This is a genomic window from Campylobacter bilis, from assembly GCF_016806695.1.
GTDB classification, from domain to species: domain Bacteria; phylum Campylobacterota; class Campylobacteria; order Campylobacterales; family Campylobacteraceae; genus Campylobacter_D; species Campylobacter_D bilis.
In genome coordinates, this window is the sequence record NZ_WUED01000008.1 from 24508 (window position 1) to 45704 (window position 21197).

Below are 21197 nucleotides of genomic sequence, written 5' to 3' on the forward strand. Positions count from 1 at the left end.
AAATGAAGCATTTTTTAACTTTAAAAGATTTTTCTAAAAAAGAAATTTTAGATCTTATAGAACATGCCTGTAGACTTAAAAAACATCCTCAAAAGCTTTTAAAAGATAAAACTTTAGCAATGATTTTTGAAAAAAATTCAACTAGGACAAGATTGGCTTTTGAACTTGGTATTACGCAATTAGGCGGCAAGGCTTTGTTTTTAAATGCAAATGATTTACAATTAAGCCGTGCAGAACCTATAAAAGATACTGCTAGAGTGATAGGATCTATGGTAGATTTTGTTATGCTTAGGGTAAATAAACATGAAACCTTACTTGAATTTGCAAAATATTCTAAAGTCCCTGTGATAAATGCTTTAAGTGATCTTTATCATCCAACCCAAGTTTTAGGCGATTTGCTAACTATTAAAGAATATAATAAAATACAAAATTCAATTGCAAAAATAGCTTTTATAGGCGATAGTAATAATATGTGTAATTCTTGGCTTATAAGTGCTGCAATTTTAGGTTATGAGCTTGGTGTAGCCATACCTAAAAACTATGAAATCAATCCTCAAGTAGAACAATTTGTCGCAAAACAGGCTAAAATTTCAGGAGCAAAAATATCTTTAAGCTATGATAAATTTGAAGTTTTAAGAGGCAAAGATGTGGTGATTACAGATACTTGGGTTTCTATGGGTGAAGAGGATAAAAAACAACAAAAGATAAAAGATTTTGATGGTTTTATAGTTGATAAAAAGGCTATGGATGCGGCTAATAAGGATGCGATTTTGCTTCATTGTTTGCCAGCTTATAGGGGTTATGAGCTAAGTGAAGAGATTTTTGAAGAACATGCTGAAGTGATTTTTGAGGAAGCAAAAAACCGTCTTTATATAGCAAAGGCTTTGCTTTGCTTTTTGGATTATGAGAAAGGAAAAAAATGAAAGAACTAGAAAAATATAATACTTGCTTAAAACGTATCGATGAGTTTAGTCAAAATTTAGGGATAAAAAAAGAAAACAGAACTATTTTTGAAATGAAAAAAAGTGAGAATGAAAATGAAAAATGTTTAGTTCTTAAAAATGGTAGTTTTGAGTCTCCAGAGCCTTGGTTTGTTATAGATGATAATAATGAAATTCATACTTTGCTTTCTTTGCAAAGTCTTAAAAATATGCTTGAAAATTTAAAACAAAGTCAAAAAGAAAATTTTGAATTGCGTTTGGAAAAGGCGATTTATCAGCAAATTCCTGTGGATTTTAATGATGTTTGGACCGTTGCGATGGATGAAATCAAGCAAAAGGCACAAAATGGTACTATGGAAGTGAGTATTGATCTTGAAAAATTGATTTTGAAAATAAAACAAGAACATCCTAATTTATTTGTAGATATGCAAGCAATGATAGAAAGGGTAAATCAAAATGAGAGATTATAAAGCTTTTATTAAATACTCTAAAGTAGGGCCGCGTTATACTTCTTATCCTACAGCGGTGGAGTTTAATACAAGTTTTAAATACGAAGAATATATTGAAATTTTAAAAAAGCAAAAACGAGAACTATCCTTATATTTTCATTTGCCTTTTTGTAGGAGTGCTTGTTATTTTTGTGGATGCAATGTGATTTATACTGCAAAAGAAGAAAGCAAAGAAAGATATTTAAATTATCTTTTTAAAGAGCTTGATATTTTAAGTTCTATTTTAAATCCTAAGCGTGAGCTTGTTCAAATGCACTTTGGGGGAGGAACTCCGACTTTTTTTAGCGCTAAACAGCTTGATAATTTGATTGTTAAAATCAAATCCATATTTTCAAATTTTTCTCATGATGCTGAAATCAGTTGTGAGGTTGATCCGCGTTTTTTAAATGAAGAACAAGCTGAAGTTTTAGTACAACATGGTTTTAACCGTATAAGTTTTGGTGTGCAAGATTTCGATGAAAGAGTGCAAAAAGAAATCCATCGTATCCAGTCTTTTGAATTGACTCAAAATGCTTTAAATCTTGTTAGAAATAAAGGAATAAAATCTGTAAATGTTGATTTGATTTATGGCTTGCCTTTTCAAAGTTTGCAAAGTTTTGCTAAAACTTTAGAAAAAGTAAGACTTTTAAATCCTGATCGTTTAGCGATTTTTAATTACGCGCATGTGCCTTGGCTGAAAAAAAATATGAGAAAATTTGATGAAAATACTTTGCCAAGTCCTGATATGAAGCTTGAAATTTTAGAATTTTGTGAGAAATTTTTAGGTCAAAATGGCTATGAAATGATAGGTATGGATCATTTTGCTAAAAAAGATGATGATCTTTTTAAGGCTTTAGAAAATGGCACTTTGCATAGAAATTTTCAAGGCTATACTACTAAAGGAGGTGCGGATTTAGTTGGTATAGGGCTTACTAGCATAGGAGAAGGAGAAAGGCATTATGCACAAAATTTTAAAGATATGCTAAGTTATGAAGCTGCAATTGATAAAAATATCTTGCCTTTTGAAAAGGGAGTGAGATTAAGCAAAGATGATGTAATAAGAAAAACAGTCATTATGCAATTAATGGCTAATTTTAAATTGGATATTAAATTAATAGAAAAGGATTTTTCTATTAATTTTAAAGAATATTTCAAAGAAGAACTTAAGGCTTTAGAAGAATATAAAGATTTGCTTGATTTAGATGAAAATTTTATCAAGGTTAATGAAACGGGGGTTTTGCTTATACGTAATATCGCTATGTGTTTTGATGCTTATATGAAAAATATTAGTGAAGATAAAAAAGTTTTTTCAAAAACGGTGTGAAGATGAATTTTAGTCAAATTAGCGATGCTTGTGTAAAGTGTGGTAAATGCATACCTGTTTGTACTATACATGATATTAATCCTGATGAGAGTACAAGTCCTAGGGGTTTTTTAGATCTTTTAAGTGCTTATAAGGATGGGAATTTAGAGCTTGATAAAGAGGCTAAAAAAGTATTTGAATCGTGTTTTTTATGTACTAATTGTGTTGAAGTATGTCCTAGCAAGCTAAGAGTAGATAGTGCTATAGAAGAAGTGCGTTATGATATTGCTAAAAAATTTGGCCTTGCTTGGTACAAAAAATTGATTTTTTTCTTTTTAAGAAAACGCAAATTTTTGGATTTGCTAGCAAAATTAGGCTATGTGTTTCAAAGCTGTGCTTTTAAAATCCAAGATTTAAATACAGGTAAAAATTCAGGAATGAAAGCAAGGTTTTCTATGCCTTTTATTAAAAAAGGTAGATTGCTTACAAGTTTTCATAAAAAGAGTTTTTTAAATTCTAATCCTCATTTTATTGATAATAATGGAGAAAAAACTATAGGTTTTTTTGTGGGTTGTTTGGCAAATTATTTTTATATAGATACAGCAAATTCTGTGCTTAAAATTGCTAAAGAATTGAAAATTAATGTGGATTTAATGAACGAGCAAAAATGTTGTGCTGCCCCACAATTTTTCACTGGAGATTTTAAAAGCGTTGAAGTTTTAGCTAAGAAAAATATAGAGTATTTTGAAAAAAAGTTGGAAAAATTAGATGCTATTATAGTTCCTGAAGCTACTTGTTCGGCGATGTTGAAAATAGACTATGAGCATTTTTTTATAATGAGAAATAAGCCAGAGTGGGCAAAACGTGTGAAAAATATTGCCTGTAAGATTTATATGGCGAGTGAGTATTTTTATAAATTCACTTCTTTAGAAGAAATTTTAAAAACTAAAAATAAATTTAATTATAGCGTTACTTATCATGATCCTTGTCATGCAAGAAAAATGCAAGGAGTTTTTAAAGAGCCTAGAGAGTTTTTAAAGACAAATTATCATTTTGTTGAAATGAGTAATTCTAATGCTTGTTGTGGTTTTGGCGGGATTAGCATGCAAATAGATTATTATCAAAAGGCTTTAAGTGTAGGAATGAAAAAAGCTAAAATGATAGATGAGAGCAATGCTTGTGTGGTTAGTGCAGAATGTTCTGCGTGTAGGATGCAAATTGCTAATGCTTTGGAGCAAAGTTCAAGTAAGGTTGTCTTTCAAAGTCCTTTAGAATTGATAGCAAAGGCTTTATGATAATATGATTAAAGATTTTTAAAATCATAGCTATAAAAGGTTTTAAAAAGACTAAAGTGCTTTATTTTTTACTTTAAAAGCAGATTGCAAAAATGAAAATTTTTAAAACATTTTCGTTTTTACAATGAAAATGCTGTGAATTGGATGATTTATTTTATTATGTTTTCTAGATTAGAACGGTTTTTTTCAATTAAAGAGCGGTTTTTTTGAGTGGTTTCTTTAAGTTCGATTATATCTTCTTTTATATTGTGTATGTTTTGATTAAGAAGTTTAATCTTTTTCTCATAGCGCATGACGATAATAAACACTACAAATAAAAAAATAATAATCAAAAAAATAAATAATAAAAATTCCATATTTTTCCTTTATATTAAAACTGATTTTTTATAGTACCATTTAAATGCTTCAAAAATCTTTTTATGGATTTTTACATTTTATATTTTAAGTTTTTTGCTGTATTTGTGCTTTTTAAAATTCCAAAAGGTAACAAAGAAATGCAAATGATTGACGCAAAAAGATCTTGTTTTTGAAGTTTTTATTATACTATATAGTATTGTTAGTTTTATTTAATATTAAGGAGAAAAATATAATGAATTTAATTCCAGAAATACTAGATTTACAAGATGAATTTAAAAAAATCCGACATCAAATTCATGAGAATCCTGAACTTGGTTTTGATGAGTTTCATACTGCAAGATTAGTAGCACAAAAACTTAAAGAATTGGGCTATGAAGTCTATGAAAAAATAGGAAAAACAGGAGTTGTTGGGGTTTTAAGAAAAGGAAATGGTGGTAAAAAAATAGGGCTTCGTGCAGATATGGATGCTTTACCCTTGCAAGAAGACACTGATTTAGTTTATAAAAGCAAAAAAGCAAATATCATGCATGCTTGTGGTCATGATGGTCATACAGCTTCTCTTTTGCTTGCTGCAAAATTTTTAGCAAATCAAGAATTTAATGGCACATTAAATCTTTATTTTCAGCCTGCTGAAGAGGGATTGGGTGGGGCTAAAGCTATGATAGAAGAGGGTTTGTTTGAAAAATTTGATAGTGATTATATTTTTGGGTGGCATAATATGCCTTTTGGCAAGAAGAAAAAGTTTTATATTAAAAAAGGTGTTATGATGGCATCTTCGGATAATTATAGTATTGAAATTATTGGTAAAGGTGGACATGGAAGCGCTCCGCAAAAAACAAAAGATCCTATATATGCGGCTTCTTTACTTGTGGTGGCTTTGCAAAGCATAGTTTCTCGTAATATCAATCCTCAAAGCTCAGCTGTTGTAAGCATAGGTGCTTTTAATGCAGGATATGCTTTTAATGTTATTCCTGATAAGGTAGAGATTAAAATGAGTGTTAGAGCATTAGATGAAGAAAGCAGAAGATTAAGTGAAGAAAAAATTGGAAAAATTTGTCAAGGTATAGCCCAAGCTAATGATATACTCATCCAAATCAACAAAAACCCTGTAGCGCCTTTAACTATGAATGATGAACATGCTGTAGAGTTTGCATGCGAGGTTGCAAAAGAAATTTTTGGTGAAGAAAATTGTGAATTTAATCACAGTCCTTTAATGGCAAGTGAAGATTTTGGCTTCTTTTGTGAAAAAAGAAAATGTGCTTATGCATTTTTAGAGAATGAAAATGATATTTATTTACATGATTGTAATTATGTTTTTAATGACGAACTTTTAGCCAGAGCAGCAAGTTATTATGCAAATTTGGTTTTAAAATATCTTCGGTAAATTAAGTTAGAATTTCAAGTATGATTTCTTCTTTTAAACCTTTGATTTGAATTTCTTGAAGTTTTAGGTTTGAAGGGAGATTTTCTAGAAGATCTTTATTGCTTTTTGCTTGAATTTTGGCACTAGTAGCAAGTAAAATTCCCCTATAAGCTTTGGCAAAATGGCTTATTATTTTACCATTTTTTATAAATTTATAAGTACTAAATTTTTGTTTTGGAGTATAAAATTTATTGTAAAACTCAGCCCTTAAATCTAACAGTTCTTGATCTTTTAAATATAGATCTAAAGCTTTGCTAAAATGTTCTTTATAAAATTTTTCTATAGCAAAATTTCCAAGTTTAGCACCTTGTTTGTATTTATAAAAAGGCAAAGTATCGCTAGCTTTTACCACTCCAAAAAGATTAGAAAAGATAAGAGTATTTTCTAAGATATAATTTTGACTTTTTTCATTTAGGTTTTTGAAATTTAAGTATTCATAGCTTACGCCATTGTAGAGTGTGATAGCTTTTTGCGTAGGAGCGGCTTTTAAATCCTGCTTGAATTTTAGAATTTCTTTTTCATCTTTAATGCCAAAAAGTTCTTGTAAATCTTTTAACTCGGAGTTTTTAATGATTTCTTCATATTTTTCTAAAGCTTGCATTCTAAAATCAAACAATTCTTTAAATATAAAAGAGTTTTTATTAATAGCTTTTTGATCGCAAATTTCGTTTTTACTTTCACTAGGAGAAAAAAGTATATTCAAATTTATCCTTTTTAATATTTGTTAAAAAAGATAGCTAAAAGCTTATAAATTTAGGCTTATAAAACTATAATTATTTAAATTTTTAAGCTTTTTGCAGTAAAAATTAAAACGATGGAGCATCCATTAACATAGAAAGCATTAAAAATGGAAAGAGAATTTTTAAAACTTCTGTTAGGTCTTGATCATTGATATTTAGTTTTTCTATATTATTGATCATTTCTATACCATATTCATTAAGGGCTGTGTTTTTAAATTTCAAATCAAGGTCAAATTGATATTGATTGTTTTGAGTCATGCTTTTTAAAACATTTAAAGTTTTATTGAAAATAAGAGCTTGTTCTTCATTTTGACTTTGGATTTTTAGAGTTTGTAAGTTTTCTTTAACTTTGTTTAAGATCTCTGTAAATACACCTTCTGTTTGAAGAGTAGAATTGATTTTAAAATTATTTAAAACAATATATTTTTTAGTTTCGTTATTAAAAATTAAGTTTTTATTTGTTGTAAAAAAATCATTGGTTAAATTAGTAGTATTTAATTTTATGCCTTGAGTGTCAAAATAATTAAGCAAATCTTCTTTCATTGTGATATCAAAACTTATACTAAGATTTAATTTTGCACCATCAAGCTTTATAAGAAAGCTATTTGAATAATCATTGTCTTTTTTGCTTAAAAAATGTCCAAAGGATAGGGTATAAGAGTCTGAATTTAATTTTTCTATAAAAGCATTGATTTTTGGATCTTCTTGAGCTAAACTTGCATTGATATCATGGATTATTTCTTTTCCAAGTTGGAAATTTTGAATAAACCAATTTGTTTGTAGGATTTTTTCTTCTTTTAAAAGATGTTCATAGTATTGTTTAATGTTTGTATTTTCTTTTGCTTGTTTTTTGTAGATTTCATTAGATTGTAAAAGGATATTTTTTGCCTTGAATAATTCTTGATAATTGCCATGACTATCTTTTATCGATGTTTTAAAATCTGGACTAAGACACTCAATGAAAGCTTTGTTTGCCTTACATGAAAAATCTGATAAATCGATTTTAATGTCAGAATTTTCAAAAAGGCTTAAAGTATCTTGGGCTAGTGTTTGATTTAATTGATTTTGATATTTATTAACTGTAGTTTGGTCTATGGAATTTTTACATGCTGATAATAAAATAGCTAATGTTATGGCTATGAAAATATTTTTTTTCATTTTTTATCTCCTAAATCTTAAGCAAGTATTATATCAAGTTTTATTTAAAGTTGACATAATATTAAAAGAATGTATAAGTTGATGATATTTTTTATATAAGCAAAATCTTTTATCTTAAGATTAAAAGTATTGTTGATAATTTTAAGTATAATTGTTCTTGCAATTTCAAATAAAGGAATAAAATGAAAAAAATACTTCTTAGTGTTTTGCCAGCCTTTGTCATGTTAGTTTTGGTTGCTTGCGGGGGAAATTCTAATTCTCAAACTTTAAATTCCCTTGATGCGATTAAACAAAGAGGTGTGATTAGAATTGGAGTATTTGGAGATAAGCCACCTTTTGGTTATGTAGATGAAAAAGGTCTAAATCAAGGCTATGATGTGTATTTAGCTAAGCGCATAGCAAAAGAGCTTTTAGGGGATGAAAATAAAGTCCAATTTGTCCTTGTTGAAGCGGCTAATAGAGTAGAGTTTTTAAAATCAAATAAAGTAGATATTATTTTGGCTAATTTTACTAAAACTCCTCAAAGAGCTGAGCAAGTAGATTTTTGTTTGCCTTATATGAAGGTCGCTTTAGGTGTAGTCGTGCCAAAGGATAGTAATATTACTAGTATACAGGATTTACAAGATAAAACTTTATTATTAAATAAAGGAACAACAGCTGATGCATATTTTACGCAAAATTATCCTGATATAAAAACTTTAAAATATGATCAAAATACTGAAACTTTTGCCGCTTTAATAGATGGTAGAGGGGATGCTTTAAGCCATGATAATACCTTGCTTTTTGCTTGGGTGAAAGATCATCCTGATTTTAAAATAGTCATTAAAGAATTAGGCAATCAAGACTTTATCGCACCTGCTGTAAAAAAAGGCGATAAAGAGCTTGAAGAATTTATTAATGCTTTAATTCTTAATTTGGATCAAGAGAAGTTTTTTAATAAAGCTTATGATGAGACTTTAAGATCTCATTTTGGAGATGATGTGAAAGCTGATGATGTGGTTGTTGAAAATAAGAAAAATTAAAAAGGGTTAAAAGCCCTTTTTTAGGATAAAATATGCAAGAAAAATACAAAAATATTATTTACGCTTCTTTAGGTGGGATTTTAGAATTTTATGATTTTGTACTTTTTGCCTTTTTTTTGGATATTTTTGCTAGGGTGTTTTTCCCGCCAAATGATATTTTTTGGACCCAAATAAATGTTTATATAGCTTTTGGTGCTGCTTATTTAGCACGTCCTTTTGGAGCTGTTTTAATGGGGCATTTTGCAGACAGATACGGGCGTAAAAATATTTTTTATATATCTATGCTTTTAATGGTTTTACCAAGTTTTGCTTTGGCTTTTTTGCCAAGCTATGAAAATATAGGTATTTTTGCTACTTTGATTTTATTTTTTATCCGTATTTTGCAAGGCTTAGCAGTAGGAAGCGAGGTTAGCGGAGCTTGGATTTATGTTAGTGAATTTGTAAAAGGGCGGCAAATTCCATTGGTTCTTGGCTTTATTTCAGCGACTTTAACTATAGGTTTGTTATTAGGTAATCTTGCGGCTTTAGGGGTGAGGACTTATTTTAACCCACAAGAAGTTCAAAGCTATGCTTGGAGGATTCCTTTTATTATAGGAGGATTTTTTGGGATTTTAGCATTGTTTTTAAGGAATAAATTAAGCGAAACTCCAGAATTTATAAAAATGCAAAATGAAAAAAAAATCTTAGCCTTTCCCTTACTTCAAGCTTTAAAAACGCATAAAACAAAGATGTTTATATGTTTTTTAATGACCTTGGTTTTAACAAGTGGTGTGGCGACTTTAATGATTTTACCAAAATACTTTGAAGATCTTTTAGTAATCAATAAAAACTCTGCTTTGTGGATACAAAATTTTGCCATTTTAGCCGTGATTTTTGGATCTTTGTTTCAAGGAATATTAGCTAGTAAATGGGGAAGTTATAAAATTTGTTCTTTTTTTAGTATGGTTTTTATAGTTTTTAGTGTGCTTTTTAGTTTTTATGATGAAAATTTTTTATTTTATTTTTTATTTGCTTGCTTTGCACAGGGTATTATTACTTTTGCACCTGTATTTATGACGCAAATTTTTAAAAGCGAGTTTAGATTTAGTGGGCTTAGTTTTGCTTATAATATTTCTTATGCTATTTTAGGTTTTTTAACCCCTTTTATAGTAAATGCTTTTTATAAAGAATATTTAGGCGTTTATTTTTTTATAGTGGGATTTTGCTCCTTACTTTGTGTGTTTTTATTAAAACGTATTTTTGCAAGAAGCAAAGTAGAAAAATCATGCATTATCTTTTAAAACTTCAAAAACAACTTTAGATATTTTTTCTACAGAAGCGATTTCGCAGCGTTCTTGAGTCGAGTGAGGATTGTGTATATTTGGACCTATAGAAGCGCATAGGAGTTTTTGCTTTTTTTCTATGATGCCACATTCTAATCCTGCGTGAATGGCTGAAATTTTAGCTTGAGGTGAGACTTTTTGAAGAGCTTTTAAGACTTTATCACTAAGAGCATTAGCTTTACCTTCCCAAGGATCGTAAAAATTCAAACTTTTTGCTTTATAACCAAAGGCTTTAAAAAATTCTAAAGTTTCAAATTCGATTTGTTTTAAACCATCAAGTACATTAGATCTTGCAAAAAGAGTAAATTGGATTTGTTTATCATGCATTCTTAATGTGGCTAGATTGATGCTAGTTTGAACTATGCCTAAATTAGCATCATACGCACGCACCCCATGCGAGAAAGCATTGATAGTGTCTAAAAGCTTTTTACTTTGATCACAAAGTTCAAATTCACCTTCTTCTTTTAGGCAACATTTTATCCATTGATTGGATTTAACTTCATTTTTAAAATACACTAAGGCCATGGCGTGTTTTGGTATAGAATTTATTCTTTCTCCGCCTTCAAAAAAAAGAATTTCCCCATCATTTTCTTTTATAAATCTAGCCATTTCTTTAATAGAATTTTTTTGATTTTCTAGTATGTCTATACCTGAATGTCCTCCTAAGAAATTTTGTGCTTTAAGTTCATAAATTTTACCCCTTTTTTTAATGGTGCTAAAATTTAAGCTTGCATGGATATCAACCCCACCTGCACAACCTATCATCACTTCATCATCACTTTCATGATCTAAATTTAAAAGCATTTGAGATTTTAGTGTGTGTTCAAGTGCATTTACGCCTAGGAGTCCTACTTCTTCATCATTAGTAAAAAGGCATTCTAAATTGTTAAATTCTTTCATAGCACCCATCATAATAGCTACTCCTATACCATTATCTGCACCAAGACTTGAGTTTTTAGCTTTTAAAAATCCATTTTCTTCATACACTGCTAGTTTAGGTGCATCTCCCATACAAACCATGTCATAATGGCTTTGTAGACAAATTTTAGGTTTTCCTTTAATAGCGTGGATATTTCCTGCTTTATCTATAGTTACTTTAAAGCCTTGATCTTTAGCATAAGAGCTTAAAAATTCTTTCATTTGTTTTGTTTCATAGCTACAATGTGGTATTTGACATAATTGTTTAAAATTTTCTATTATATTTTCCATTTTATCTCCTTTATTTTGCTAAAATTATGGCATATTTTTTAAAATTTAAAGCTAAGATGATTGAAAAATGAGATTAAATAATAAAAAACTGTTTAATTTAAGAAGATTATTAAGTGATCCTAAGAAATTTTTCTCACTTTTAATTTTTGTCCTTGTTATTGCTTTTGTCCAAAACTTTATTGCACAAAATTCAAGCTTTGAAGGAAAGGTTATTAGGGTAATTGATGGAGATACTATAGAGCTTTCTTATGGGGATAAAATTACTAGGGTGAGGTTTTTTGGTATAGATGCGCCTGAACTTAAGCAAAGCTTTGGTCCTCAATCTAAAGAAGCTTTGAGCAAGATATTAAAAGGCAAGCAAGTGCAAGTAATTTATAAGAATAAGGATGTTTATGGTAGAATCGTAGCTATTGTTAAATTAAACGATCTTGATGTGAATAGATTTTTAGTGAGCAAAGGATATGCTTGGGCAGATATTTATTATAATGAAGTTTATATCAAAGAGCAAGAATATGCTAGAAAAAACCGTTTAGGTCTTTGGAAAGAAAGTAATCCTATAGAGCCTTATAAGTGGCGTAAACAGAATAAATTCTGAAAGGAAAATATGAAAAAATACGTTTTAATACTATTATCAATTCTTGGAATTTCTGGATGTTTTGTGAATGAAAGAGGAATTTCTAATCGCTATTATGATGATTGTAAAGAGTATTATGATGCAAGTGGGGTTTATCATAAGGATTGTCCGAAAAATTGGATAGATATTAAAATGACTCCTTGAGTTATTTTCCATTTAGCGAGCTTACTAAAGCAGATGCTACAGCTTCGGGATTGTTTATTTTTGAAGTAGGGTTTTCTTTAGGTTTGGCAGTTTGAAGTGGGGGACGTTTGAGTTTAAAGATATGTTCATCTGTGCTTACTATTTGTATAGTTCCTTCAAACATTTTGATTTCTTTAACATGTCCTATTACTTTAACATCTCTTTTTTTAGAAGTTTCATCAAAGAGTGCACTAGCTTCAAGTTCTAAAACATCTCCTAATTTTAATGGCGCGTAAAAAAAGCATTTTGTTCCAAGAACGACTGAAAATTCTTTGTTAACAGAAGCTTGTGCTACATAATTTGCTGCAGCAAAGATAAAAGCGTCAAAAATCAATCCTTGATCATCTACAACCATTTCATTTGTGGTTATTAAAATTGATTTGGCATAGTTTTTATTAATTTCTATAATAGTCCCTGCAAGAGAGCTGTTTAATTCAGGGCAAGTGAGTAGTTCTGTTTTGACTCGCGATATGTCTTCTATGGATGCATATTCTTCAAGCTGGGTGTATTCTTCGAAATTGTCTTTTTTTGCCATATTTAAACCTTTAATTATACTCATTGCCTTAAAATATATCAAAGTATATCGGTATTAAAAAGAAAAAATTTATATTTTGATGCGTACATAAACTCTTTTTGGTGCTTCATAACCTTCTAGGGTGAGGTTTTTGTTTTTTGGGTCTAAGAAATTTTCTAAAGAAAAAGAATCTATCCATTCTGTTTTTCTTTGTTCTTTTTCATCAGTTACTTTTTTTGCTAAAACTTCAAATTTTTTAAACCCTGCTTTTTCGCACCAGTTTTTCAAAGCACTAATACTAGGTACAAAATAAATATTTGGGATTTTAGAATAAGTCTTATTAGGCACAAGGGCAATTTCTCTTTCATCTTCTATATACATAGTGTCTAAAAAAACGCTTCCGTTTTTGTTAAGTCCTGCTTTTAAATCTTTTAGCATTTTTACAGGATCGCTTCTATGATAGATAACCCCAAGGCAAAAAATCACATCAAATTTTAAATTATAATTTGGCAAAGCTTCCACTCCTAAAAGTTCGTATTTTATAGGAGTTTTAGCTAGAGCATTGATGAATTCAAATTGCAAGCTGTATTTTATAGAAGGATCAAAACCTATAAGTTTTTTAGGATTAAATTCTAGCATTTTAAACATATAATAGCCATTATTACAGCCAATATCTGCAACGCATTTTTGAGAAAGTTCTTGCATAAAAGGTTTAAGAATATTAAATTTGATAAAGCTTTGCCATTCTGCATCAATAAAAAGTTCATCTATTTTAAAAGGTCCTTTTCTCCAAGGTTTTAATGCTTGTGCTAGGGCTAAAATTTCTTCTTTAGCTTGAGAGTTTGTGGATAAATTGATGCTATTTTCTAAAGTTAATTTACAAGAAAGCTTATATTCTTTTAATTTTTGTATCTTAGAATATAAAGGATGGTTGATTAATTGCTTTTGAAGGGAATTGGTTTGCATTATATTCCTTAAAAATTTGCTTTTTATATTTGAAATTATAGCATCAAAACTAAAGATATAAAAGACTAAAATTATGACTTTGCTATATGGCTATAGCAATTTGATTTATAATTTCATATTGATTTATTAAATTTTTAAAATCTTTGTAATATTTATGGTAAAATAAGCTCTATAAGCTTTTATTGTTTTGCTTATTTTTTATTAAGTTTTTTATAGTATGATAATATTTTATCATAAAGAGACTTAAACATTGTTTTATGTTTTCACATGAAAAATGTGTTATATTTTTTAACAAAGAGCACTAAAATAAATGGTTTTTGGTTAGCTATGCGGGTTTACAATACCTTTAAAACCATCAAAATTCAAATAAACTAGCTTGTTTAAGCTTAGTTTTTTGTTTTTCTTTTTTTATTGTTTGATTATGGTATTTAAACTCTTGACTTTTTTCATCATATTCAAAAAGAACTAAATTTTTCTCATCATTCATTTTTTCATCGAAAGAAACTCCACCTAAGAGGATTTGCATATTGTCAAATTGTTTTTCTGTTATGGTTAAAACCCTTATATTGCCATAAGGTGGTAGAATTTTTTCTACAGATTTAATCGTTGTTTTGGTTGAAGCTATTCCTTTGCAAATTTTCATATACACGCTAAATTGCATCATGAAAAATCCAAGTTTTATTAATGAAGTTCTGAATTTATTTGTATTTTTTTGCTCTTGTTTGGTTTTAGTAGGCATATCAAACATTAATAAAATTCTCATAAACTTATCTTCTATCATATAAAATTTACCATTATAAGCTCATCATTTTCTAATAAGGTATTTTTAAAATTTTGCACATAAAAATTAATAGCCCTATTTAAAGGATAAGCTTTATTGTTAATGATGATTTCTTCTTGTAAAATGCCAATTAATTTTTGTTTTGTTTCTTTATCTAAAAACTCACTTTCTTTTGTGTCCTTTAGCTTAAATACACATAAATCAATTAGAGGTCTAAAACTTTCTATTAAATCATCACAAAGATTAAAATCATTATAGATATTATCATATTTTATGCCCTGCCATGGCAAAAGCCCGCTTATACATACTGATCTAACTATAAGTGATCTTATAATAGCATAGCCATAATTTAAAGCAGAGTTGATAAAGCATATTTCATTTCTTGTAAAATCTTTGCCAAATAAAGTTTTAAAATACAAGGCAGCAGCTCTTGCTTCTAAATTTGTAGAGTCATTTAAATTGACATTTTTAGTCATATTTGAAAGTTCTTTGCTTGCTTTGATATGATTGGTGATTTTCAAAATATAAGCCTGATTTGAAATTTTATTTTTGATGATTTTTGCCATAAAATTGCTTTTCTTTGTAAGCTTACTGTGATTTGTTTTTTATCTATTTTTGCACTGATAAAATGCCCTAAAAAGGGAGAGAAAATTCTATTGATATTATGAGCTTCATCGCAAGTTAAAAGTATGATTTTATATTTGGTCAAAGTGCTAAGTAGGTTAGATGTGATGCTTGCTTGTAAAGATTCTAAAATGATGAAGTTAATATCTTTTAGAAAAAATTTAGCCTCTTTATCATCTTGTTTGATAACAAGATGATTGAGTTCAAGGCTTAATTTTGCTTGCTTTGATATTAATATGCTTTTAAATGCTTCATCATAAGCCATGTTTTTTACTTGTTTTTAGGCAAATATCTTGTCTTTTTTGTTTTTCTTTTATTTTAATTTTATCTCCAAGGGGTGTTATAAGGTATTTATCAAATACTTTTAAAGTTTGAATTCCTACCCCTTGTGCTTCAACATTATTTTTGGTTGCCTTAAATAATAATTTTTTTTTGATTTTCTGTGAGATTTTCTAATTTATTATCGTGTTTTTTAAGACAAATACTAGCATTGCTGATATTAAAAGTACTATAATATGCAAATTCAGGTTCTTCCATACCTTTTTTTGTATTAAAACTAAATCATTATTATGCAAAGAAAAACAAAATTCATAGCTTTCATCTAGTTGAATCCATTCTTTATTTGTACTAGAAGTTACTAATTTATCAGGAAGCTTGCCTAGAGCAATGTCCATGGTATAAATAGGTATGGCATAAAATTTATTTTGTTTTTTAAAAATATCAAGTCTTACCATAGTATCATTATCAACATATTTTGTGCCGATTTTTCTTATTTTGCGGCATTGTAATGCTATATTAAAACTTTCTTCTGAACCATATCTTTCAATCATTTCATCTTTAGAACAAAATGTTTACTCATGTAAAGCACCTCTTGCTCTTTTTTAGGAGGCTGTGAGACAAAAATGGTATCGATTTTGTTTAAAACTTTTTCTCTAAATCCTTCAAAAGGTTCAAAAAATTTAGTTTGGTATTTAAGTTTTTGCTCATAAGATTTTGCTTTTAAAAGCTCTTGTTCTTTTTTAAAATCTGAAAAAGCTTTTATAATAGAGTGGGTACTATAGGCAATTATAATTGCATCTATTGCATGATGGAGATGATTGCTCCTATCCTTTTCGCTAAAACCCCATGTGTGTCTTAAAACTGCAGTAAGCATTCCATTGAGTGTTTGTACGTGAACTCTACTTCCTTTTTTCTGTGCTTTTTAAGCTAGTATCTTCATCTTTACTTAAAGGCAAGAAGTCTAAATAGTCTTTTGTGAAATTACTTACTAGAGTAGCAATATATCTTGTATCGTTTAAGTCTCTGCTGATGAAATCTTGCCCTTGCTTGTTTTTAAAATTTTCATCTAAAATTTTCATTTTCTTTTTATAGTTAAGACTTTGGGCTAGGTTTTTAATAGTACTCCATTTTTTCTCATCGTGCCCAAAGGCCTCAAAAGGAGTTCGATTGCCTTTTTCTTGATTTTCTTTAGTGAAGACTAAAACCTTATTTGAAAAAGAATCATCAAAGCTTCTTGAATAAGGATAAATGTGATCTATTTCTAAAGCATTATCATCTTTTAAATCATCTAAGGTTATTTTCTTACCACTATAGATACAAATTTCATTTTGTTCTTGCCAGAGTTTTATTTTTAAAATATTTCTTTTACTTGCTTTAATGCCTATATCTTCACAAAGTTTTAAGGCATTATCGTTTTTTTCTTGTTTTGATCTTGTTCATTTTCTATCTTTGTTTTCATTTTTTTGCTAAGAGCTATATCTCTTGCTAATTCTAAGTGGATTTTATGCACTTTGCCATATTTTTTAAGTAAGGCATTTAAAACTTTTCTAACTGACTTATGGCTCTATTTGCAACAGGATTGCTAAGTTCTTGTGCAAATATGGCATCACAAAAAGCAGGAAGAAAATCATATTTTTGAGAACTTGATTTTATTTTTAAATTGCAAATTTCACAAGCTTCATCATATCTTTTTCCTTCTCTCATCAAAGGTAAGATTAAATTAAGTGCTTTAAAGCTAAGATTTATATGATCATTAAAATCAATGCCTAATAAAGCATCTATTTGCTCATCTTCTAGATTATAATTTTTTAAAGCGATTTTTAATTTATCATCATCTTTTATTAAAGTAATATGTGTAGCTATTTCATCAAGTTCTTGTCTGTTAAGATTGTGTTGGTTTAAAGCTTTTTAAAATCCTTTAATTTTTTGAAGTTAATTAATTCTATATTTTCTGGATTTTTTTATCGCCTTTAAGGCTTTTAAAACCAATACTTGGATCTAAATTGATATATTCTCTTGATTTTTTATAGCTAATACTTCCTTTATCAAGAATATGGTCTATAATTTTTTTTGATGATTTGAGAGGATATGAGGGTTCTCCGCTTTCTTTTTCTAGGCTTTTTAGCTCATTAATAACCTTAGTTAAAGTTACAAATTCAATAGCACTATAAGAATTTTTACAAGCTCGTTTTTCATCTTCGAAAAAAGTACAAGTCCCTACTAAGTGCGAAAAATCTTTTAAAGGTCTTTGGAAAAACGCCAGTTCTATGATTTGTTTTATAAAATCATCATTATAGTTATGTCCTAATTCTCTTTGTTTTTCTAAAATTAGCTTTAATTCTTTTTCTAAATCACTTGCTGAAAAACAATGTTCATAATTTTTCTGTTTTTTATCTTTTTTATCTTTTATTTCTCGATTGCGTACATTTTTGAAATTTTTTGGTGCCTTCTCGGTATTTTTCAAAAAAGTTTATATATAAGTATTCTCCAACGCTTTGATATTCTTTTAGTTTTGAGTCATTTTTTCTTAATGCATCTAAAACTTTGCCTTTATCACTATCATTGGAGTTTTTTTGATTTTTTTTCATATAGCCACGATGTTTTGCTATATGTAAGATTACTCTTGCTAGATCTTTAGCTTCTAGCTTTTGGCTTAATGCCTTATATCTTAACTCATAAGGACTGATTAATTTTCCTTCATAAGCCTTAGGTAATTCTCCTTCATCTGCGATATAATCTTTATAATTTAATTTTAATTCTTTAGCAAGCATATGTTTTATACCAATTTAATCTTGCTTTTCTTCTTCTAAGACGCCTTCTAACGCTTCTTGCATTGCGTCTGGGTAGGGCTAAAGATTTTTTATCTTTTGGATCTTCAGTCCCATGAAATATTCTTACACCACAATCTTTTAATTCCTCATTTTCAACGAAAGCCCATCCTATAGAATTAATCCCTATGTCAAAACTTAGAATTTTCATATTGTTCCTTAAAAAAATTATTATTTTATAACGAAGTTTACAAAATCTAATGTAAAAAAAAGACTAAAAATTCAAAATAATTAAAAATCTTTTTTTAAAAAATACTTTAGTTATTAATATATTTTTATAGTTTTTATACAAGTATGATATTTAAAAAAGCTTTATATATTTAATTTTGTTTTTTATAATTTTAAAAAGCGGAGTTAAAGACAGAGTATTGTATAATCTAAAGTATATTTTTATTTGGTATATAATGATTATATAGATTAAAGCTATGAAATTTAAGGATTTTTGATAATGAAAATACGCATTTATTATGAAGACACAGATGCGGGTGGGGTGGTGTATCATAGTAATTATTTAAAATTTTGTGAAAGGGCAAGAAGTGAAATTTTGTTTGCTAAAAAAGCAGATGTTTTTGATGCTTTTAAAGGCCATTTTTTGCTTACAAAAGCTGATTGTAATTTCATAAAGCCTGCAAAATTAGGCGATATTATAGAAGTTAAAACTAAAATTTTAGAAATTAAACATACATTCTTAGAAATTTTACAGACAATTTATAAGGATGAAATTTTACTTTTTAGAATGAAATTAACTCTTGCTTATATTAAAAACAATAAAGTTAGCAGAATGCATACGCATTTAAAAAAGCTATTTGAAGAATTATTTTAATTCTTCAAAACTAGCTTGAGATCCTTGCATGAGGCGTACTTTATAATTTACTTGAGAATTTTGGATTGTTTCATCAAATAAACTCTCGCTTTTTTTGTTTAAAAACTCAGTGTAAAAATAATCCACTCCAATACTAGTTGCATAAGCAATCCAGTTATAATCTATGCTTTGATTAAAAATTTCATTAAGATAAATTAAATTATCATCATGATTATAAATTGAATTAGCAATGATGAAATTTTCTCTATCGCCTTGCTGAGTAAGGCTTAAAAAGGTAGGATTATAATTGATTTGAGTCGATAAAAGTATATAAGGTTCAATATTATAAATTCTTAATTGAGAGCTTGCTAAAGCTGTTTTGATCAAAGGAGTATTGAAAAATATAGAAGCGTTATTAACTCCTCCTTGAGATTTTAGCAATTTGTTAAAATCAAGTTTTTCTCCTTCTATAGTATAGATTCTAGCATGGTTATTTTGAGCAAGTATTCTTGAGTTTAGATTGCTAGATAGTGCAGAAGCATCGCTAAATATTGCGATATTGTTGTTTGATTTTTCCAAAAGTGCTGCAATTTGAGCATCATAATCTATGCTTCCAAAGATAATATTTTTATTTGAGATTTGAGTGTTATTTTTATGGATAGTTGGGATAAAGATTTTCATGTTTCCAGAATAATTTTTTAATTCATTGCTACCTTTGAGGGTAAATCCGGCTATAGCATATTGATACTCTTGAGTTTGTGCTTGATCAAGGGCTGATTGGATGGAGATGCTATCTTCTGTGCCTATTAGAAAAACTTTTACTTTAATCTCAGCCCTTTGTCTTAAAAGATAGGCAATGCTTGAGTTTATTATAGTACTTGAATAGCTTTTTATGGTTTTTTCTGGGATGATGATTGCAAGTTTGACAGAAGTGATTTTTTGTACATTTTGTTCAAAATCTGTAATGGAATTTAATAATTTAGCATAAACATTAGATAAAAATTGATTATTTTGATCTACAAATTCGCTTAAAAAACTAAGATATAGTTTTGATTCTAAAAGTTCAAAAAGGCAGTTAGTATTGCATTCTTGAGTGTTGAGTTTAGGATAAAAATTTTCCATAGCTTGGGTATTGATTAATTTTTGTTCTTTTGCAAAAAGCAAGCAACAAGATAAGAAAAAGCTTAAAATTATTTTTTTCATAAAAATCCTTTAATTTTTTTTAAATCTTGCATGAATTGTTGTTCATAACTTGGGTTTTTTTCTATGAAATCTAATCCATAATTTGGCATGATGAAAAAATTTTTATACGCAAAGATTTCACCTCTTAAAACATCAAAGTCTCTAAATCCTAAGCCTTTAAAAGCATCTTCTCCTAAGCAAAGTACTAAAGAAGGTCGGACCAGCTTTAACTCATTCCAAAAAAAGGGCAAGCAAGATTGTAGCGAAAAATCATCGAATTTTCCATTGCAAAAACACTTAAAAAGATAAGAAAAATAAAAATCCTCATTACAAAGTCCTAAAATTTCGTGTATATAATGTTTTAATCTTTCGCCTTTTTTGGAGTTAAGCAAGACCCCGCTTTCGTTTTCACTTTTTTGTCCATAAGCATCAAGAATTAATAATTTTACATTTTTCATTTTAGCTTCCATAAGGGCAAATTTTCTTGTTTTAGATAATTGGCACAGGGTGCAAGCTTGAATATTTTTTTTTAATTCTTCAAAAGTTTGGATTTGTTCGTAATGATTTGTTTGCGTATCAACAAAATCAAACCCCATAGCTTTAAGATAATAAAGACTTCTTAGCATAAATCGCACAATTTTTCTAGATTTTCCCCACTTAGACGGTAGCTTCTCCATTGTTTAAGATGTTCAGCTTTTAGACTTTGGTAAAATTCAATTCCTATAATATTATCATTTAAACAAACCCAATCCAGTCTTTTTAGATTTTCTTTTTTGCAAAGCTGTGCTAGGAATTTAAATACCATTTTTCCATAACCTTTTTTACGAAAAGCTTCTCGTATATAAATATCTTCAAGATAAATGCCTCCACTTCCCCAAAAGGAAGAAAAAGTATAAAAATAAATCATATAGCCTATAGTTTTATCATCTTCTTTTAGCAAAAAAGCACGTGCAAATTGGTTTTTTAAAAGCGATTGTTCTAGCTTTTCTTTAGTGCATTGAAGAAAATCTAGCATGTGCTCATATTTTGCAAATTCTATTATCATTTCTTGTAAAATATCTAAATCTTCTTGTTTAATGCTAATAATTTTAAATTCTGACATTTTTAGCCTTTTAAAAAATAATTCTAAAAATTTATCACAAGAAT

Annotated in this window: 20 protein-coding genes and 2 pseudogenes; 10 read left to right on the plus strand and 12 right to left on the minus strand. The window is 28.4% G+C overall.

Annotated features, from left to right (window positions below; all coding sequences use genetic code 11):
• Positions 1 to 2: 2 nt before the first annotated feature.
• The 4 genes from argF to GRQ01_RS04935 are packed head-to-tail and all read left to right on the plus strand — an operon-like array spanning position 3 to position 4027.
• Complete coding sequence (argF, locus tag GRQ01_RS04920) at positions 3 to 923, plus strand: ornithine carbamoyltransferase (RefSeq protein WP_158334707.1); 921 nt, start codon at positions 3 to 5, stop codon at positions 921 to 923.
• Positions 920 to 1411: a DUF2603 domain-containing protein gene (locus GRQ01_RS04925; RefSeq protein ID WP_158334708.1), complete on the plus strand. Its 492-nt coding sequence runs from the start codon at positions 920 to 922 to the stop codon at positions 1409 to 1411. The genes argF and GRQ01_RS04925 overlap by 4 nt, the downstream gene beginning before the upstream one ends.
• Positions 1398 to 2753 (plus strand): oxygen-independent coproporphyrinogen III oxidase, encoded by a 1356-nt coding sequence (gene hemN / locus GRQ01_RS04930; protein ID WP_158334709.1) that lies wholly within the window; start codon positions 1398 to 1400, stop codon positions 2751 to 2753. Before GRQ01_RS04925 ends, hemN begins: the two co-directional genes overlap by 14 nt.
• A 2-nt stretch (positions 2754 to 2755) precedes the next feature.
• Positions 2756 to 4027, plus strand: a complete 1272-nt coding sequence (locus GRQ01_RS04935) for a (Fe-S)-binding protein (RefSeq protein ID WP_158334710.1) — start codon at positions 2756 to 2758, stop codon at positions 4025 to 4027.
• Positions 4028 to 4176: 149 nt separating this feature from the next.
• Here the strand turns inward: GRQ01_RS04935 and GRQ01_RS04940 are convergent, their stop codons facing one another.
• Positions 4177 to 4383, minus strand: a complete 207-nt coding sequence (locus GRQ01_RS04940) for a hypothetical protein (protein WP_158334711.1) — start codon at positions 4381 to 4383, stop codon at positions 4177 to 4179.
• 233 nt (positions 4384 to 4616) lie between these two features.
• Here GRQ01_RS04940 and GRQ01_RS04945 point away from each other — a divergent pair, with 233 nt between their 5' ends.
• Positions 4617 to 5768: a M20 aminoacylase family protein gene (locus tag GRQ01_RS04945; protein WP_158334712.1), complete on the plus strand. Its 1152-nt coding sequence runs from the start codon at positions 4617 to 4619 to the stop codon at positions 5766 to 5768.
• Between the two features lies 1 nt (position 5769).
• On the opposite strand, the gene GRQ01_RS04950 is transcribed toward GRQ01_RS04945, so the two are convergent.
• Positions 5770 to 6510: a YaaA family protein gene (locus tag GRQ01_RS04950; RefSeq protein WP_158334713.1), complete on the minus strand. Its 741-nt coding sequence runs from the start codon at positions 6508 to 6510 to the stop codon at positions 5770 to 5772.
• 103 nt (positions 6511 to 6613) lie between these two features.
• On the minus strand, positions 6614 to 7705 hold the full coding sequence (locus GRQ01_RS04955; RefSeq protein WP_158334714.1) for a JlpA family lipoprotein adhesin: 1092 nt from the start codon (positions 7703 to 7705) through the stop codon (positions 6614 to 6616).
• A 182-nt stretch (positions 7706 to 7887) separates the two neighbouring features.
• On the opposite strand from GRQ01_RS04955, the gene GRQ01_RS04960 reads away from it, so the two are divergent.
• Both GRQ01_RS04960 and GRQ01_RS04965 read left to right on the plus strand, forming a co-directional pair.
• Positions 7888 to 8727 (plus strand): cysteine ABC transporter substrate-binding protein, encoded by an 840-nt coding sequence (locus tag GRQ01_RS04960; protein WP_158334715.1) that lies wholly within the window; start codon positions 7888 to 7890, stop codon positions 8725 to 8727.
• A gap of 32 nt (positions 8728 to 8759) precedes the next feature.
• Complete coding sequence (locus GRQ01_RS04965) at positions 8760 to 10007, plus strand: MFS transporter (protein ID WP_158334716.1); 1248 nt, start codon at positions 8760 to 8762, stop codon at positions 10005 to 10007.
• Here the strand turns inward: GRQ01_RS04965 and GRQ01_RS04970 are convergent.
• Entirely contained in the window at positions 9990 to 11258 is a 1269-nt protein-coding gene (locus GRQ01_RS04970) for a M20/M25/M40 family metallo-hydrolase (protein WP_158334717.1), read from the minus strand. The genes GRQ01_RS04965 and GRQ01_RS04970 overlap by 18 nt on opposite strands.
• Positions 11259 to 11325: 67 nt before the next feature.
• On the opposite strand from GRQ01_RS04970, the gene GRQ01_RS04975 reads away from it, so the two are divergent.
• Positions 11326 to 11853, plus strand: coding sequence for a thermonuclease family protein (locus tag GRQ01_RS04975; protein ID WP_158334718.1), 528 nt, complete (start codon positions 11326 to 11328; stop codon positions 11851 to 11853).
• A 9-nt stretch (positions 11854 to 11862) separates the two neighbouring features.
• Complete coding sequence (locus tag GRQ01_RS04980) at positions 11863 to 12036, plus strand: hypothetical protein (protein ID WP_158334719.1); 174 nt, start codon at positions 11863 to 11865, stop codon at positions 12034 to 12036.
• A gap of 1 nt (position 12037) precedes the next feature.
• Here GRQ01_RS04980 and GRQ01_RS04985 read toward each other — a convergent pair whose 3' ends face one another.
• The 5 genes and pseudogenes from GRQ01_RS04985 to cas9 all read right to left on the minus strand — a co-directional run bounded on the left by GRQ01_RS04985 (position 12038) and on the right by cas9 (position 18218).
• On the minus strand, positions 12038 to 12610 hold the full coding sequence (locus tag GRQ01_RS04985) for a hypothetical protein (protein WP_158334769.1): 573 nt from the start codon (positions 12608 to 12610) through the stop codon (positions 12038 to 12040).
• 69 nt (positions 12611 to 12679) lie between these two features.
• The gene (gene cmoB / locus GRQ01_RS04990) at positions 12680 to 13555 is read right to left on the minus strand and encodes a tRNA 5-methoxyuridine(34)/uridine 5-oxyacetic acid(34) synthase CmoB (protein WP_158334720.1); all 876 of its coding nucleotides are present in this window, start codon (positions 13553 to 13555) and stop codon (positions 12680 to 12682) included.
• A 355-nt stretch (positions 13556 to 13910) separates the two neighbouring features.
• Complete coding sequence (gene cas2 / locus GRQ01_RS04995; RefSeq protein ID WP_227656238.1) at positions 13911 to 14318, minus strand: CRISPR-associated endonuclease Cas2; 408 nt, start codon at positions 14316 to 14318, stop codon at positions 13911 to 13913.
• Positions 14319 to 14332: 14 nt separating this feature from the next.
• Positions 14333 to 15225: pseudogene (gene cas1, locus GRQ01_RS05000) on the minus strand (type II CRISPR-associated endonuclease Cas1).
• Positions 15215 to 18218 (minus strand): annotated as a pseudogene (cas9, locus tag GRQ01_RS05005) (type II CRISPR RNA-guided endonuclease Cas9). The pseudogenes cas1 and cas9 overlap by 11 nt, the downstream one beginning before the upstream one ends.
• Positions 18219 to 18515: 297 nt before the next feature.
• On the opposite strand from cas9, the gene GRQ01_RS05010 reads away from it, so the two are divergent.
• Entirely contained in the window at positions 18516 to 18890 is a 375-nt protein-coding gene (locus GRQ01_RS05010; RefSeq protein WP_158334722.1) for a YbgC/FadM family acyl-CoA thioesterase, read from the plus strand.
• Here GRQ01_RS05010 and GRQ01_RS05015 read toward each other — a convergent pair.
• Genes GRQ01_RS05015 through GRQ01_RS05025 form a run of 3 tightly spaced genes read right to left on the minus strand, consistent with a single transcriptional unit; the run spans position 18882 to position 21153 of the window.
• The gene (locus GRQ01_RS05015; protein ID WP_193699221.1) at positions 18882 to 20072 is read right to left on the minus strand and encodes a hypothetical protein; all 1191 of its coding nucleotides are present in this window, start codon (positions 20070 to 20072) and stop codon (positions 18882 to 18884) included. The genes GRQ01_RS05010 and GRQ01_RS05015 overlap by 9 nt on opposite strands.
• On the minus strand, positions 20069 to 20677 hold the full coding sequence (locus GRQ01_RS05020; protein ID WP_193699222.1) for a uracil-DNA glycosylase: 609 nt from the start codon (positions 20675 to 20677) through the stop codon (positions 20069 to 20071). Before GRQ01_RS05020 ends, GRQ01_RS05015 begins: the two co-directional genes overlap by 4 nt.
• Entirely contained in the window at positions 20671 to 21153 is a 483-nt protein-coding gene (locus tag GRQ01_RS05025; RefSeq protein WP_158334723.1) for a GNAT family N-acetyltransferase, read from the minus strand. Before GRQ01_RS05025 ends, GRQ01_RS05020 begins: the two co-directional genes overlap by 7 nt.
• Positions 21154 to 21197: the final 44 nt, after the last annotated feature.

Excerpts from the sequence above, each read along its gene's own strand:
- argF (WP_158334707.1), top strand. The coding sequence starts at position 3 with ATGAAGCATTTTTTAACTTTAAAAGATTTTTCTAAAAAAGAAATTTTA.
- GRQ01_RS04925 (WP_158334708.1), top strand. The coding sequence starts at position 920 with ATGAAAGAACTAGAAAAATATAATACTTGCTTAAAACGTATCGATGAG.
- hemN (WP_158334709.1), top strand. The coding sequence starts at position 1,398 with ATGAGAGATTATAAAGCTTTTATTAAATACTCTAAAGTAGGGCCGCGT.
- GRQ01_RS04935 (WP_158334710.1), top strand. The coding sequence starts at position 2,756 with ATGAATTTTAGTCAAATTAGCGATGCTTGTGTAAAGTGTGGTAAATGC.
- GRQ01_RS04940 (WP_158334711.1), bottom strand. The coding sequence starts at position 4,383 with ATGGAATTTTTATTATTTATTTTTTTGATTATTATTTTTTTATTTGTA.
- GRQ01_RS04945 (WP_158334712.1), top strand. The coding sequence starts at position 4,617 with ATGAATTTAATTCCAGAAATACTAGATTTACAAGATGAATTTAAAAAA.
- GRQ01_RS04955 (WP_158334714.1), bottom strand. The coding sequence starts at position 7,705 with ATGAAAAAAAATATTTTCATAGCCATAACATTAGCTATTTTATTATCA.
- GRQ01_RS04960 (WP_158334715.1), top strand. The coding sequence starts at position 7,888 with ATGAAAAAAATACTTCTTAGTGTTTTGCCAGCCTTTGTCATGTTAGTT.
- GRQ01_RS04965 (WP_158334716.1), top strand. The coding sequence starts at position 8,760 with ATGCAAGAAAAATACAAAAATATTATTTACGCTTCTTTAGGTGGGATT.
- GRQ01_RS04970 (WP_158334717.1), bottom strand. The coding sequence starts at position 11,258 with ATGGAAAATATAATAGAAAATTTTAAACAATTATGTCAAATACCACAT.
- GRQ01_RS04975 (WP_158334718.1), top strand. The coding sequence starts at position 11,326 with ATGAGATTAAATAATAAAAAACTGTTTAATTTAAGAAGATTATTAAGT.
- GRQ01_RS04980 (WP_158334719.1), top strand. The coding sequence starts at position 11,863 with ATGAAAAAATACGTTTTAATACTATTATCAATTCTTGGAATTTCTGGA.
- GRQ01_RS04985 (WP_158334769.1), bottom strand. The coding sequence starts at position 12,610 with ATGGCAAAAAAAGACAATTTCGAAGAATACACCCAGCTTGAAGAATAT.
- cmoB (WP_158334720.1), bottom strand. The coding sequence starts at position 13,555 with ATGCAAACCAATTCCCTTCAAAAGCAATTAATCAACCATCCTTTATAT.
- cas2 (WP_227656238.1), bottom strand. The coding sequence starts at position 14,318 with ATGAGAATTTTATTAATGTTTGATATGCCTACTAAAACCAAACAAGAG.
- GRQ01_RS05010 (WP_158334722.1), top strand. The coding sequence starts at position 18,516 with ATGAAAATACGCATTTATTATGAAGACACAGATGCGGGTGGGGTGGTG.
- GRQ01_RS05015 (WP_193699221.1), bottom strand. The coding sequence starts at position 20,072 with ATGAAAAAAATAATTTTAAGCTTTTTCTTATCTTGTTGCTTGCTTTTT.
- GRQ01_RS05020 (WP_193699222.1), bottom strand. The coding sequence starts at position 20,677 with ATGCTAAGAAGTCTTTATTATCTTAAAGCTATGGGGTTTGATTTTGTT.
- GRQ01_RS05025 (WP_158334723.1), bottom strand. The coding sequence starts at position 21,153 with ATGTCAGAATTTAAAATTATTAGCATTAAACAAGAAGATTTAGATATT.